Source organism: Rhodoplanes sp. Z2-YC6860, assembly GCF_001579845.1.
Lineage (GTDB): Bacteria > Pseudomonadota > Alphaproteobacteria > Rhizobiales > Xanthobacteraceae > Z2-YC6860.
The window spans coordinates 7,636,476-7,649,872 of record NZ_CP007440.1; the positions used below are offsets into that span (position 1 = coordinate 7,636,476).

The 13,397-nt window shown below is 61.3% G+C and carries 14 protein-coding genes; 12 read left to right on the forward strand and 2 right to left on the reverse strand.

Annotation, left to right across the window (positions count from 1 at the left end):
- Positions 1 to 214 precede the first annotated feature (214 nt).
- The 4 genes from RHPLAN_RS35495 (at position 215) to RHPLAN_RS35510 (ending at position 5,288) form a co-directional block, all read left to right on the forward strand.
- Positions 215 to 727, forward strand: a complete 513-nt coding sequence (locus tag RHPLAN_RS35495) for a DoxX family protein (protein ID WP_084246226.1) — start codon at positions 215 to 217, stop codon at positions 725 to 727.
- A 223-nt stretch (positions 728 to 950) separates the two neighbouring features.
- On the forward strand, positions 951 to 1,349 hold the full coding sequence (locus RHPLAN_RS35500; protein ID WP_068028941.1) for a PAS domain S-box protein: 399 nt from the start codon (positions 951 to 953) through the stop codon (positions 1,347 to 1,349).
- A gap of 538 nt (positions 1,350 to 1,887) precedes the next feature.
- Positions 1,888 to 3,162, forward strand: a complete 1,275-nt coding sequence (locus RHPLAN_RS35505) for a site-specific integrase (RefSeq protein ID WP_068028944.1) — start codon at positions 1,888 to 1,890, stop codon at positions 3,160 to 3,162.
- Positions 3,163 to 3,659: 497 nt separating this feature from the next.
- Positions 3,660 to 5,288: a hypothetical protein gene (locus RHPLAN_RS35510; RefSeq protein ID WP_157100692.1), complete on the forward strand. Its 1,629-nt coding sequence runs from the start codon at positions 3,660 to 3,662 to the stop codon at positions 5,286 to 5,288.
- Here the strand turns inward: RHPLAN_RS35510 and RHPLAN_RS35515 are convergent.
- Both RHPLAN_RS35515 and RHPLAN_RS35520 read right to left on the reverse strand, forming a co-directional pair.
- The gene (locus tag RHPLAN_RS35515) at positions 5,285 to 6,076 is read right to left on the reverse strand and encodes a molybdopterin-dependent oxidoreductase (protein ID WP_068028949.1); all 792 of its coding nucleotides are present in this window, start codon (positions 6,074 to 6,076) and stop codon (positions 5,285 to 5,287) included. The two genes, RHPLAN_RS35510 and RHPLAN_RS35515, sit on opposite strands and share 4 nt — an antisense overlap.
- 12 nt (positions 6,077 to 6,088) lie before the next feature.
- On the reverse strand, positions 6,089 to 6,766 hold the full coding sequence (locus RHPLAN_RS35520; protein WP_068028954.1) for a cytochrome b/b6 domain-containing protein: 678 nt from the start codon (positions 6,764 to 6,766) through the stop codon (positions 6,089 to 6,091).
- Between the two features lie 134 nt (positions 6,767 to 6,900).
- Between RHPLAN_RS35520 and RHPLAN_RS35525 the strand changes: the two genes are divergently transcribed.
- From RHPLAN_RS35525 to bufB, 8 genes are all read left to right on the forward strand, one after another.
- Positions 6,901 to 7,437, forward strand: coding sequence for a hypothetical protein (locus RHPLAN_RS35525; RefSeq protein ID WP_157100693.1), 537 nt, complete (start codon positions 6,901 to 6,903; stop codon positions 7,435 to 7,437).
- A 96-nt stretch (positions 7,438 to 7,533) separates the two neighbouring features.
- Complete coding sequence (locus RHPLAN_RS35530) at positions 7,534 to 8,688, forward strand: trans-sulfuration enzyme family protein (RefSeq protein WP_068028961.1); 1,155 nt, start codon at positions 7,534 to 7,536, stop codon at positions 8,686 to 8,688.
- A gap of 27 nt (positions 8,689 to 8,715) precedes the next feature.
- Positions 8,716 to 9,435 carry a TIGR04282 family arsenosugar biosynthesis glycosyltransferase gene (locus RHPLAN_RS35535; RefSeq protein WP_084246228.1) on the forward strand — a complete coding sequence of 240 codons (720 nt, stop codon included), beginning with the start codon at positions 8,716 to 8,718 and terminating at the stop codon, positions 9,433 to 9,435.
- A gap of 2 nt (positions 9,436 to 9,437) precedes the next feature.
- Complete coding sequence (locus RHPLAN_RS35540) at positions 9,438 to 10,199, forward strand: glycosyltransferase family 2 protein (RefSeq protein WP_237179984.1); 762 nt, start codon at positions 9,438 to 9,440, stop codon at positions 10,197 to 10,199.
- Entirely contained in the window at positions 10,196 to 11,224 is a 1,029-nt protein-coding gene (locus tag RHPLAN_RS35545; protein WP_068028966.1) for an NAD-dependent epimerase/dehydratase family protein, read from the forward strand. Before RHPLAN_RS35540 ends, RHPLAN_RS35545 begins: the two co-directional genes overlap by 4 nt.
- Before the next feature lie 155 nt (positions 11,225 to 11,379).
- Entirely contained in the window at positions 11,380 to 12,075 is a 696-nt protein-coding gene (locus RHPLAN_RS35550) for a peroxiredoxin-like family protein (RefSeq protein ID WP_068028969.1), read from the forward strand.
- A 118-nt stretch (positions 12,076 to 12,193) separates the two neighbouring features.
- Positions 12,194 to 12,478 carry a BufA1 family periplasmic bufferin-type metallophore gene (gene bufA1, locus RHPLAN_RS35555; RefSeq protein ID WP_068028972.1) on the forward strand — a complete coding sequence of 95 codons (285 nt, stop codon included), beginning with the start codon at positions 12,194 to 12,196 and terminating at the stop codon, positions 12,476 to 12,478.
- A 70-nt stretch (positions 12,479 to 12,548) separates the two neighbouring features.
- A complete protein-coding gene (gene bufB, locus RHPLAN_RS35560) occupies positions 12,549 to 13,397 on the forward strand; it encodes an MNIO family bufferin maturase (RefSeq protein ID WP_068028974.1) in 849 nt (282 codons plus the stop codon).

Consider the following 13,397-nt stretch of genomic DNA (forward strand, 5'->3'; position numbering starts at 1 on the left):
GAATGCGCCGGAAGAATGCAACGAGCTTTCGCTCCGTTGCGAACGCATCAGACATAAGCGGCTATCACGCCTGGAGGTGGTATTAGGCAGTTTAAAGTTCTGTGACGAGGCCGAGGCCGACATTCACGAGTGAGTGAGCTTGTGACCGCGCGGCATGAGCGTTCGAATTCATCGCCAGGCTCGATCGCCCTCACCACGGAGAGGATACAATCCGATGTCGGTAATGACGCATCTCAGCGGTCTTTCGAAACTGAGTGAAAGCATATCCAATGCCGCAAAAATTTGGGCCCCACTGCCACTGCGGCTGATCGTCGGGTACGGCTTCATGGCGCATGGCTTCGCAAAGCTGGCACGGGGCTTCGATGCGTTTCCCGCGATCTTGCAGGCACTGGGCATGCCGGCTCCGCACCTCTTGGGATCGCTGACGATCTTGGTTGAAATATTTGGCGGTCTGGCCGTGCTTTTAGGCGCGCTGGTGCCGCTGGCCAGCATACCGATGGCGGCGATCCTCCTCGTCGCCATGTTTGCCGTGCACCTGCCTTACGGATTCAGCTCGATCAAGCTGCAGGCTGTGACGGCGGCCGGTGCGCAGTTCGGCCCGCCTGGCTTTGAAACCGATCTCCTTTACCTCGCATGCCTCGCGGCCCTTGTCTTTTGGGGCCCGGGGCCATTGGCGATCGATAGCTTTCTGGCAAAGCGTAGAGAACCCACGCGCCTTCCGTCGTAAAGAGAGGCCTTTTCATTTTGTAGAGGAGTTCCGGGCACTAATGGCGCAAACCCCAGAGTGGAAGCCGGCCGCCTGTGAGCGCCCGACGCAGACCGGCGCGACCAAAGTTGACTGAAAAAGGAATTCATAGCTCCAGGCTATGAGAAGCACGTTGCGTTCAGCGACCAGATTACGAATATGACTCGTAACATCGCACGCTGGATCACAACACCCCGATCAATTGATGTATTGCAGGCTCGACCACACCGATGGCCTGCGTCGCTATTTTCTTTCTCGCAACGAAAGGGCCGGCATGCGCAACAGAGCGATCGTCATTTCCGATACCCAAGGGACCATCCAAATGTGGAGTGAAGGTGCGACACATTTGTTTGGCTTCGCAGAGGAAGAAGCGATTGGGCGGAAGCTCGACATCGTTGTTCCGGCCCATTTGCGGGACGATCATTGGCGAGGGTTCCACGGAGCCATGGCTAGTGGCGTCGTTCACGGCGAAGGTCAGTTTTCTGACATTCCCGGACTACAGAAGAACGGCGACATCAGAACTTTTCGCGTTCAACTTCAGTTACTGCGCGATGAACAGAAGATACCGATTGGCGCGATGGCGATCTTTGTTGGTCAGCAGTGACAAGGAGTTGAAGAGCTACGCTCTCAGCCGCGGGGCAACTACGGCGATGTGATGCGCCTCGGGAGGGATCGCAGGTGGCTGTTATCCGCGCAACCTCAAGCGCCTTCGTCAGCGCTGCGTTCAAGGCACCGAAGTTGTATTCGCTTTCGATCGGCGGAATCAGGCTTCGGAAATCATCGTCCCGACCTCGGAGCGTTTGTAGTCGCGGCCAAGTGGGACAGTGACCAAGGCGGGCCATCTGCGTCCACGACTCTCGTGCTTTCCTGCACAACGCCGATGTCAGTCGACAAAAACCACACAAAACTTCCTGATGAAAATCAGCAAGTTAGTGGCGCGCCCGAAGAGATTCGAACTCCTGACCCCTAGATTCGTAGTCTCATTATCCGTAATTCCCTGACATTCCTAGAGTTTCCTTGAGCGATAAAAACCCCGTTGTTACGGGCTTTTCTCCTCTTACGCTGCTACTCGGAAATTCCGGGAGGTGCCGTTGCGGTGCTTCCCCGGTGTTGCCCCGAACCGACAAGCGGCGAACCTACCGATGACGAACCAACGGATCACCAAGCGCGGCATAGAGGCCCTCCAATGCAACGGCCGCGAGTTTACCGTTTGGGACGACAGCGTGACCGGATTCGGCGTGCGGGTCCGCCCGAGCGGCGCGAAGTCTTACGTGGTGGTGTACAGGGCAGGCGCCGGCCGCGGCGCGCCGGTTCGTCGCTACACCATCGCGGCGGTTGGCAAGATCACACCAGAACACGCCAGGGAGCGGGCTAAAACGATACTAGGTTCGGTGGCGCACGGCCAAGATCCAGCCAGCCAAAAGACTACCGAACGCGGTACGCCCACAGTGTCGGAATTGGCCGATCGCTTCATGGCCGACCACGTGCGCGCCAAGCGCAAACCTGGCACTGCCGAGTTCTACCGCGACATCCTAGACCGTATCGTGAAGCCCGCGGTTGGCACCACCAAAGCTGACAAGCTAACTCGGTTCCAAACGGGCAAGCTGCATTCCAGCCTTTCTGCAACGCCCTTTCAGGCCAATCGTGTGCTGGCAGTTGTGGGCAGTATGTACGCCTACGCTGGCCGCACGGGCATCGTCACGGAAGGGACCAATCCGGCGCGAGGAATTGAAAAATTCAAGGAAGATCGCCGGGAGCGGTTTCTGACCGGTGACGAACTGGAGCGGCTGGGTGCTGCTATCCGCGAGGCCGAAACGACCGGCATTCCATGGATGGTCGATGAATCCAATCCCAACGCGAAGCATGTCCCGAAGGAAAGACGCCTTACCAAGATCAGTCCGCCGGCCGCAGCGGCGCTTCGACTGCTTCTGTTCACGGGCTGCCGTCTACGGGAAATTCTCAATCTCAAATGGGATTATTTCGATGCGGACCGTGGCGTACTGTTCCTGCCTGACAGCAAGACCGGTCGAAAGACGATCATTCTCAATGCTCCCGCCCTTGCGGTATTGAACGGCATGCAAAGGGTCAGCGCTTACGTGGTCCCCGGCGACGATCCAGAGAAGCCCCGCCACGATCTCAAACGGCCTTGGGAAGCGGTCACCAAGCGCGCGGGCCTGAGCGGGGTACGCCTTCACGACCTACGACACACATATGCGAGCTTCGGCGCCGCTGGCGGTCTGGGTCTGCCCGTTATCGGCCGCTTGTTGGGACACGCCCAGGCGGCAACCACCGCGCGGTATGCGCATCTCGACAACGATCCGCTCCGTCGTGCCTCTGAGTCTATTGCCGGCAAGATTGCAGCTGCGTTGGACGGGAATCGAAAGGCTGCGGTGGCGCCCATGCGCAAACTGGCTTAGCGGCATGGGCATTTGATGCCTTTTAGAGTTCAATAGCTGACTTGGGCCGTCGTCAAAGGCAGCGATGTTTGCAAACGCACTTCGCTGGGCGCGCGATCATTCCCCGGCGGCTCGTGTAAACTTGTCGAATGCTCCTACCCAGCAAAGTTCTTCTCTGCCTTATGGCAATGACCGTGTTGTGGACCGCGGTTGGTCTGCCCACGGCGAGGCTATTGGTCCAACGCTCGTATAGCTGGCTCCTGGCGCCGGCGCTGGGCTGGGCCTTGATGAGCGTTCTGACGCTGCCGCTGTTTGAAATCGTCGGCATGAGCCGCCCATTTGTTCTGCTGGTCTCCGCAGTGATGTGTGCAGCCGCTGTCGTTGCAATTTGGCGGCAAAGTTCGCGGCAAACAATGCGGCTGCCGATCTCTCTTGTGGCGGGAGTGACGGCCGCGGCCTTACTCGCATTTGTTCCGCTCACCGGCATTCTCCCGAAACCGACGCCGGAAGGCGTGACCTTGGCATCACCTATCTTCGACCATTCAAAGATCGCGTTGATCGACGAGATGATCCGCTCAGGCGTGCCGGCTCGGAACCCATTTTTTGGAGAAACCGGTACACCGGACCGCGTGGCCTACTACTACCTCTGGCATTTCAGCGCCGCCGTCATGGCGATCATGACCGGAGCGACCGGATGGGAAGCCGATGCAGCGCTGACGGGTTTCACGGCGTTTGCCTCCTTGCTTTGCATGATCGGTGTCGCAATGCATGCCGGCGCGCGGCCTTGGGCAGCGCTTGCCGTTGTCGCCTTGGCCGCGACCACGTCGCTTCGCATCACGCTCGGGTGGCTGTGGCCCTCAGCCGCCAAACTGATTGGAGAGGAATCCGGCTTCGGCGGATGGCTGTTTCAGACATCCTGGGCTCCGCAGCACGTCGCCTCTGCGACGTGCTGCGTCATCGCCGCCTTGCTGATCCCGCGATTAGCCGAACCGCGGAGTTGGCCCGCCACCATCGTGCTCGGCCTCGTTAGTGCCGCCGCTTTTCAAAGCTCGGTCTGGCTTGGCGGCATCGTGTTGCCGCTGATGGCCGTGGTCGTCGGGCTGTCATGTCTCGCGTCGACCGCTCCCGAGCGCCGCATTCCGTTTGCGGCGAGCGCTGCTGCGGCCGCAGTCCTTGCCGCGCTTTTTGCAGCGCCGTTCGTCTACGATCAGGCCGCCAGCGCCGCTATGCGGGGCGACGCCGCGCTCATCGCTGTGACGCCAGTAGCGGCGCTTGGGCCGGAAGTGACGGAAAGCCTGCGCCGCCTGCTCGATCCGCCGGCTTATTGGTTGATCTACCTGCCGGTCGAGTTCCCGGCCTTCTATCTGGCTGGCCTGCTCGGACTTGGCGTGCTGATCGCGGACCGCAAGCTCGACAAGGCCAGCCGATGGTCTCTGGGCGCGCTGGTGCTCCTGACCTTCGTAAGCCTCATCACCGCATGGCTCGGCGCGAGTGTCATCGGCGACAACAACGATCTCGGCTGGCGCGCGGTGCTGCCGGCCGTCATGGTGCTGATCGGCTTCTCAGCAGCGCTGATCTCGCGCTGGCCCACGTCATGGTCGCGGCCGGCGGGCGTGCTGGCCGCGCTCGGCGTCCTCTTGAGCCTGCCCGGAACCCTCAAGACCGTCGGCGAAAACCTGTCCGGGCTGCGCAAGCCATCCGAAAAGATTTTGGCCGCGGCGCCCGAGTTGTGGGAGGCGGCGCGACGGCATACGCCTGTGGGCGAGCGGATCGCCAATAACCCTCGGTTTCTCCACGACATGACGCCGTGGCCCGTGAACATCTCGTGGGCTTTGCTCGCCGATCGCCGCTCCTGCTACGCAGGAAGTGAGCTTGCGATCCCGTTTGCGCCGATCTCCGCATTGCGCCGCGCCGAGATCGAAGCGCAGTTCGTCCGTGTCTTCGCTGGCAACCCCGTACCGGACGACCTGACGCAACTCGGAGCGCGATTCCATTGTGACACCATCGTCGTGACGCCGCAGGACGGCGCTTGGCAGCGCGATCCATTCGCGGCGAGCAACCTTTATCGCCTCGTTGACAGCCAGGCCGACCGCTGGAGAATCTATCGGCGCAGCGCGCCTCCGCCGCTGGAACGCTCGGTCCGTTAGATACCGGCGAACCAGTTGAAGCCCTGCTTTGAATAGAAGGTTCCAGGAAAATCGTTGGTTACCTCGATCGCAGTGATCCATTTGGCATTCTTAAAGCCGAGCTTGGTCGAAGTCCGCAGTCTCAGCGGGAAGCCGAACGGATCGGCGATCGGCTCTTTGGCGTATTTGGTCGCGAGGATGGTCTGCGGATGCAGCGCTGTCGCCATGTCGAGGCACTCGGTGTAGTCATCGGCGCATTTGAAGGCGACGTATCTGGCCCTGCGGTCCGCACCGATGCGCTCCAGGAACTGGCCAAGGTTCACGCCCGACCACTGACCGATATAGTCCCAGCCTTCGACGCAGACGTGTCGGACGATGATCTCCTGCTCCGGCAAGGCGCGGAGTTGCTCCGAACTCCATGACGCCTTGCTGTCGACGAGGCCCGCGATCTCGAGCTTCCAGGTCTTGCCATCGACCGGCTTGACGTCCTCGATGTCGTAATAGGCGTTGAAGCGCGGCGGCTTCACCACCTGGTCCTCGCGGAATGTCGGCGCCAGATGGTTGGGCCGGAAAATCAATTCCTGGATTTTGTCGTTGAATGCCGAGACGACGGACATGAATGATTGGACCGGCGCCTTATCCGTGACCGAGCAGCCGCCGAGCAGGCTCAGCGCGCCGAGGCTGAACGAGCCTTGCAGAAGCTTTCGCCGGTCGATTTCCTCGACAATCGGCTGCAGCCGCTCGCGGACGTCGGCAGCGACGCCGTCTTTGGGCCGGAAGACCGAGCGTGAAGGCGAGCGGGACGGCATGGCGTGTCTCCGTTATTCGGCGGGCGTCAGCGTTGGCGCAGCATGATCGGGAGTGTCAGGCTCGGACGGCCCGCCGTTGACCATGGCGGCGATGGTCTTCGGCACGAGCAGGGCGAGCGCCACATGCACCACCAGGAAACCGACGATCGCCGCCATGCCGATGAAGTGAACGAGACGCGCCGTCTGGAAATCGTAAAACAGATCGACCAGCGCCGAGAGCTGGATCGGCTTCCAGATTGCCCAACCGGAAATCACCTGGACGATGATCACGGCAATGATGCCGACATAGAGCAGCTTCTGCACGGCGTTGTAGTGCGTGATGTCATCGTGAGCGAGCTTGAAGCGCAGCGCATCGCGGATGTCTGAGATGATCTGGCTCGGCCAGATCGGCAGCAGTTTGCGGTGGAAGCGCCCGGTGGCGAAACCGTAGACCAGATAGCAGACGCCGTTCGTCATCAGTATCCACATGGCAAAGAAATGCCATTGCAGCGAATGCTGCGCATAGATCCCGATAACGCTCCATTCGGGAAAGTGGAGCCAGCCGAACAGGACTTCGTCGTTGTAGATGCCCCAGCCGCTGCCGATCAGCATGATCATTGCGAGTGCGTTGACCCAATGCATGATGCGCAGCGGCAGCGGATGCAGCTTGCGCGCATAACGTCCAGTTGATTTGACCGTGTCATCGTTCATCGTGAACGCTCTATCTCGCAAATCCACTCGCGCGCCATACGCGACGTTTATTGAATGCGATACGACGGAAATTGACTTTCACACGCAACACACGTCCGCGTGTTGAAAAGATCGAGGATCACATGAGATTAGTAATGCAAAGCCTGACAAGCGTTTCGGCAAGAATGCTTGCGGGGCTCGGGACAGCGGCTATTGTTTTGATAGCTCCCGTGCATGGTGAGATCGTGTCGCCAACCGTTATCCTTGCCGCGGCGCCGCAGGTAAGCAGTCCGCCGGCTGACACGACCGAAAAGAAACTCACGCCCGAAGAGACGATGAATCGCCGTTTCCCGCAACCGGTGCGAGTCGGCTTCCTGATCGGCCTGCCAATACTCGACTGGAACGACTCGACGATCGGTTACATCGAGCAGGTGGTTCGAACGCCGGAAGGCAAAATTCAACTGATCGTTCCTTATCATTCATGGTTCGGCTGGCTCAAAAATGGCGGGTTGATCGATCGCTGGCGGCGACCCGTCGCCGTGCCGATCGAGACCGTTGCGATCCTGGCTCGACAGGTCGACGCCCTGGAGATGCTGCGCAAAGACTTCGACGACGCCCCGACTTTCCAAGCCCAGCAGGCGATGCCGGTGCCACCCGACGAGCAGATCCGAATCGCGATCACGCGCCGGTGATCGAAACGCGACTTAGACACGAAACTTTCATTTGGACGTGTATCCGCAGGGAACCCATTCTCCCACCGGGTGTTTTGAGAGCTGAGGTTTTCCCGGATGGATGATCAAACCCGGCGGCCATTGAAGGCCCGGACTTGGGCCTGTCAGGCGCTTGGCGCGGGGGACCCCTCCACCCACGCGCTCGTTCCTCCCATCCACATGTCCGCGACTTATCTTCGCGATGCTGACAACGGCTACAGCGGCGGCTACGTCTACGGCCGCGCCGACAACGCCACAGTGCAACAGGCCGAAGCTCTGCTCGCTGCGCTGGAAGGCGCCGACGAAGCGATGACGTTCTGCTCGGGCATGGCGGCAGCGACCACGTTGTTCCTCGCGCTCGACCGTCCCACCCATATTGTTGCATCCGAGATCATGTACTGGGGTTTTCGCGCGTGGCTGCGGGAGATCAATCGATACGGACATAGCGTCACGTTCGTCGACACCTCGGACTTGCAGGCGGTGACCAGGGCGATCCGCCCCGGCGAAACCGGATTGTTCTTCATCGAGACACCGAGCAATCCACTGTGGACCGTCACCGACATCGCGGCGCTGTCCGAGATCGCGCACTCTGCTGGCGCCTTGCTTTGCGTCGACTCCACGGTCTCAACGCCGGTCTTCACGCAGCCGATCGCACTTGGCGCAGACATCGTCGTGCACTCCGCGACCAAATATCTGAACGGACATTCCGACATAGTAGCGGGAGCGCTCGCCGCGGCCGGGCCAAGTTCACTCTGGACGAACATCCAGCGGCTGCGCACGCAGCTCGGCAACACGCTCGGCCCGTTCGAGGCATGGCTCTTGATGCGTGGCATCCGAACCCTCGACCTACGCGTTCGCGAACAGGCGAAGACAGCCGCCATGCTGGCCCGTTGCATTGATAGTCACCCGGCATTGAGCTCGGTGCTTTATCCTGGCCTCAAGAGCCATCCCGGGCACGAAGTGGCGCTACGCCAGATGAACGGCGGCTTCGGCGGCATGCTATCGATCCGTATGAAGGGCGGCAGCGGCGCGGCCGTCAGAGTCGCGGCCGGTGTCAAAGTTTGGAAGCGGGCAACATCACTTGGCGGCGTTGAGAGCCTGATCGAACATCGCGCTTCGATCGAAGGGCCGGGTACGCCCTGCCCCGGCGACCTGCTCAGGCTTTCGGCCGGGCTCGAAGATCCTGACGATCTGCTGTTCGATCTTATTCGTGCGCTGGAAGCCGCTTGCTGATCGCGATTTCAGAGAGAGGGGACGACTTTGAGCACCGTAGCTGTCGCCATCGTCTGCAAAACACCAGCGCCTGGAAAATCAAAGACCCGGCTGTCCCCGCCGCTACGCCCGGAGGAGTGCGCAGCTGTTTCCACCTGCTTCATTCGCGATCTTTCGGCCACCATCGCGGAGCTTTCGAAAGACGGCGATGCAACAGGCCATGCGGTGTACACCCCGCTCGGTTCGGAACAAGCCCTGCGGGCGCTAATACCCGGAAATTTCGGAGTGACTCCGCAATGCGATGGCGGCTTCGGCGAGCGCCTTTGGCAAGGAATCACGGACCTGCTTGATGCGGGACATGGCGGAGCCATCCTGATCAACTCCGACAGTCCGACGCTGCCGCTCTCGATCCTGCGGGCCGCAGTCGATTCGATCAGGCAGGGCGACAATGTTGTGCTTAGTCCAGCCTTTGATGGGGGCTACACCCTGATCGGCCTGTCCAGGCCGCATCGACGGTTGTTCGAGGACATTCCATGGAGCACGAGCGAAGTTTATCGGCTCACGCTCGATCGTGCTCACGAGATCGGTCTGCCGGTCGTCAACGTGCCCGGCTGGTACGATGTCGATGACGCGGCTTCGTTGCAAATGCTGGAAGCCGAGTTGTCCGGCGGAAGCCTGCCGTTCGTGGCGCCGCCTGGTGCGCCCGCGCCCGCGACGCGACGCTTTCTGCGCGAGCGCCAATCCGCTTTGGCCGAACTGGCACGTTAGGCATGGGCCGCATCATGCCATTCCCGGTCAGCCATCACCGCGTAACCGTTGTCATTCCTTGTTTGAACGAAGCCGAACCGATCGCCGGCGTAGTCCGCGAGGTGCTGGCGCAAAATATTGATCATGTCATCGTGGTGGATAACGGCTCAACCGACGATACAGCGCGCAAGGCCGCGTCCGCCGGTGCGGTCGTGGTCCGCGAACCTATACGAGGTTATGGTCGCGCATGCGCAGCGGGCGTGGCGGCAGCGCCTCCTGGCACCGAGATCGTCTGCTTTCTCGACGGTGACGGCAGTGACATCCCGTCCTTCCTTCCCGAAGTGGTTGGTCCCGTTGCTGCAGGCGAAGCCGATTTCGTCATAGGCTCGCGGGTGCTCGGCAGGCGCGAGCCTGGCAGCATGACTGCGCAGCAGCTCGTCGCTGGCTGGCTCGCCGGAATTCTGCTGCGTCTGACGTATGGCGTGACATTTACCGACATGTCGCCATTCCGCGCCATGCGCCTTGACCAGCTTCGCTCGCTCGGCATGGCGGAACAGACCTACGGCTGGAATCTCGAGATGCAGATGAGGACCGCCGCTGCAGGCTTGCGCATCCGTGAGGTCGCCGTCGACCATCGCTGCCGCCAAGGCGGCGTGTCGAAGGTATCGGGCAATCTCGTCGCGGGCCTGAACGCCGCCTGGAAGATCACGACGACGTTCCTGCGACTCGCCGTGGCACTCCGCGCACAGAAGCCCCTGTCGCCCGCGCACGAGATCCCAAAATGAAAGCCTTGCTGACCGGAGGTGCCGGATTCATCGGCCAACACGTGATGCGCGAACTGTTGGCGCGCGGTCACGAAGTGCGTCTGCTCGATTCCCTTCGTCCTGACGTCCATGCGGCCCAGAACTGGAAGCCGCCGGAGGGCGTCGAGCTGGTCAAAGGGGATGTGCGGGACAAAGCTGCAATCGACAACGCGCTCTCAGGTGTTGAGGTGGTGCTGCATCTTGCCGCCAAGGTTGGGCTCGGTGTTGACGTTGGCGATCTCCCCGACTACGCGTCGTCGAACGACGCTGGCACTGCCGAATTGCTCGCGGGTATGGCGCGCGCTGGCGTGTCGCGCCTGACGCTCGCGAGTTCGATGGTGGTCTATGGCGAGGGCGTCGGCCACTGCCCGGAGCATGGTTCGGTGATGCCGGCCCCACGATTGGAACGTGATCTCGCCGCTGGCCGGTTTGAGCCGCCCTGCCCGACCTGCGGCCGGCCGCTGGCAACGGCTCTGGTCAGCGAAAATGCGCCGCTTGATCCGCGCAACGCCTATGCCAGCAGCAAAGTGGCGCAGGAATTTTACTGCAGCAACTGGGCGCGCGTGACCGGCGGCTCGATTGCCGCCATGCGCTATCACAACGTCTATGGTCCCGGTATGCCGCGCAACACGCCCTATGCCGGCGTGGCTGCGATCTTCACCTCTGCGCTTCGTCGTGGCGAAGCCCCGCGGGTATTTGAAGACGGCGGGCAGCGACGCGATTTCGTCCATGTGCGTGATGTCGCGGCCGCAACAGTCACAGCCTGTGAAAAGCACCGCGCTGGCGTGCGCGCATTCAATGTCGGCTCCGGCACGCCGCGCACCGTGGGCGAAATGGCCTACGCACTGGCCGAGGCTCTCGACGGCCCCCAACCGGTTGTCACCGGACAATTCCGGCTTGGCGACGTTCGCCACATCACCGCTGATTCTTCGAGGCTGCAGCAAGAACTTGAGTGGCATCCTAAGGTCGAATTTGCGAGCGGCATGGCGGAACTGGCGTCTCTGTAAAGGACGAGACAGCGCGGACCGCCATTGCGTTGATCCTCTGACATGCGATTGCCGTGGCGAAAGATCGATTCGATAGCCTTCCGCTATCCCAGTTGATGTTATCTATCTGGCTGACGCTCCAGCGATGAGCGCAAATGCCAGCCCCTGGGCCGAACTTGAACAAATTGAATTCCGATACTCCGCAGCCCGAGACAGAGGCTGATACACTCAACGCCCGCCTGTCCGCTTACCGCCAGCAAAGAGCAAAACAGCGGCCCGATTTCGCACGCGCCTATGACCGGCTGGTCGAACGGCTTGCGAAGCTCAGTCGCGGCGAGGTGGGTCCGCAGGTCGGCGAACCGATGCCTCTCTTCGACCTGCCCGACGAGACCGGCAGTCTCGTCTCGCTCGCATCGATGCTGCAATCGGGGCCGGTGGTCGTCAGCATCAATCGCGGCCATTGGTGCCCCTATTGCAAGATGGAACTGCGAGCGCTGGCAACCGCGCAACAACGAATCGCGAAGCTCGGCGCGCGGATCGTCTCGATCATGCCGGACACAGCGCAATACACCAGCGGCTATGCTGTGCAGAACGATCTGCCATTTCCGGTGCTGAGCGATATGGACCTCGGTTATTCGCTAGCGCTTGGCTTGATCTTCTGGGTTGGTGCAGAGGTCCAGCAGCTCTATCAGGACGCCGGTGTCGAGCTCGAAAAGTACCAAGACAACCAGGGCTATTTCCTGCCGATGGCGGCGAAATTCATCGTGGGCCGCGACGGGCTGATCAAGGCCCGGCAAGTCAATGTCGAATTTCGCGAGCGCATGGAGCCCGAGGCGATCATTGCGGCGCTCGAGGCGCTGCGCGGCGCGTAAACTGGCATAGCGCTCCGCTATCGCAACGATTGGCCGACGATATTTCATCTCATGCGTCAAAGGCGGCACTCTCGTCTCAACGCTCGATCATGAGCGTTTCGCAAACGGGAGAGTTCTCATGTCGCACAAGACCACATTGTCGCTCGCGATCGCAGCCGCGCTCACGTCCGCCCTTGCCACGACCGTGGTTTCCACCGCGCAGGCCGGCGCCAAAGAGAAATGCTACGGCGTCGCATTGAAAGGCCAGAACGATTGCGCGGCCGGTGCCGGCACCACCTGCGCGGCGACCTCGAAGGTCGACTACCAGGGCAATGCCTGGAGGCTCGTCGACCAGGGCAGCTGCATCACCACGCAGACGCCGCAAGGCGCAGGCTCGCTGACGCCGATCAAGCGGCCGTCGTAACCCGCCTCGCGGAAGCCGGTGCGGTGCGCCGCGCTGGCTTCCGCCCCACGGCCGCCACGGGAGGAACGCTATGGCTCATTGCATTGCCGGCACAGGGCTCAAGCCCGAGCACGCGGACGACATTTTCGCAGGCGCCCGCCGCGTCGATTTCTTCGAGATTCACGCCGAGAACTACATGGGCGCCGGTGGTCCGCCGCATCATCTGCTGCGCCGCATTCGTGCCGACTATCCGCTGTCGATCCATGGCGTGGGACTTTCGATCGGCGGTACAGCGCCGCTTGATCGCGCACATCTGATGCGACTGAAACGACTCGTTAGGACGTATGAGCCGGCGTTGTTCTCCGAACATCTTGCCTGGTCGACTCATGATGGTGTGTTCCTGAACGATCTTCTGCCGCTGCCTTACAACGACATCTCGCTCGCCCATGTCTGCGCCCATGTGAACGAGGTGCAAGACACGCTCGGCATGCGGATGCTTCTGGAGAATCCCTCCACTTATGTCGCCTTCGGCGCGACCCAGATGAGCGAGATCGAATTTCTCGGCACCGTCGCGCAGCGCACCGGCTGCGGACTTCTGCTCGATGTCAACAACGTGCATGTCTCGGCGGTCAACCATGGCTTCGACGCCGGGGCCTATATCGACGACTTCCCAATCCAGCATGTCGGGCAATTCCATCTTGCGGGCTTCGCCGAAGACCGCGACAGCACCGGAGCCGAACTCCTGATCGACAATCACGGCCAGCTGGTCGCGGACATCGTTTGGGATCTCTACCGGCAGGCGCTAGCGCATGGCTGCCTCGCCCCTACCTTGGTCGAGTGGGACAACAATTTGCCGCCGTTCGAGACGCTGACCACCGACGTCGAGCGGGCGCGGACGCTGATGCTGGCGCAAGCCGCCGACCTCAAGCAGGCTGCGTAA

What these genes read in the sequence shown, in the direction of transcription:
- RHPLAN_RS35505 (WP_068028944.1), top strand. Translation starts at nt 1,888, where the DNA reads ATGACGAACCAACGGATCACCAAGCGCGGCATAGAGGCCCTCCAATGC.
- bufA1 (WP_068028972.1), top strand. Translation starts at nt 12,194, where the DNA reads ATGTCGCACAAGACCACATTGTCGCTCGCGATCGCAGCCGCGCTCACG.
- RHPLAN_RS35520 (WP_068028954.1), bottom strand. Translation starts at nt 6,766, where the DNA reads ATGAACGATGACACGGTCAAATCAACTGGACGTTATGCGCGCAAGCTG.
- RHPLAN_RS35530 (WP_068028961.1), top strand. Translation starts at nt 7,534, where the DNA reads ATGGATGATCAAACCCGGCGGCCATTGAAGGCCCGGACTTGGGCCTGT.
- RHPLAN_RS35545 (WP_068028966.1), top strand. Translation starts at nt 10,196, where the DNA reads ATGAAAGCCTTGCTGACCGGAGGTGCCGGATTCATCGGCCAACACGTG.
- RHPLAN_RS35495 (WP_084246226.1), top strand. Translation starts at nt 215, where the DNA reads ATGTCGGTAATGACGCATCTCAGCGGTCTTTCGAAACTGAGTGAAAGC.
- bufB (WP_068028974.1), top strand. Translation starts at nt 12,549, where the DNA reads ATGGCTCATTGCATTGCCGGCACAGGGCTCAAGCCCGAGCACGCGGAC.
- RHPLAN_RS35525 (WP_157100693.1), top strand. Translation starts at nt 6,901, where the DNA reads ATGCAAAGCCTGACAAGCGTTTCGGCAAGAATGCTTGCGGGGCTCGGG.
- RHPLAN_RS35500 (WP_068028941.1), top strand. Translation starts at nt 951, where the DNA reads ATGTATTGCAGGCTCGACCACACCGATGGCCTGCGTCGCTATTTTCTT.
- RHPLAN_RS35515 (WP_068028949.1), bottom strand. Translation starts at nt 6,076, where the DNA reads ATGCCGTCCCGCTCGCCTTCACGCTCGGTCTTCCGGCCCAAAGACGGC.
- RHPLAN_RS35540 (WP_237179984.1), top strand. Translation starts at nt 9,438, where the DNA reads ATGGGCCGCATCATGCCATTCCCGGTCAGCCATCACCGCGTAACCGTT.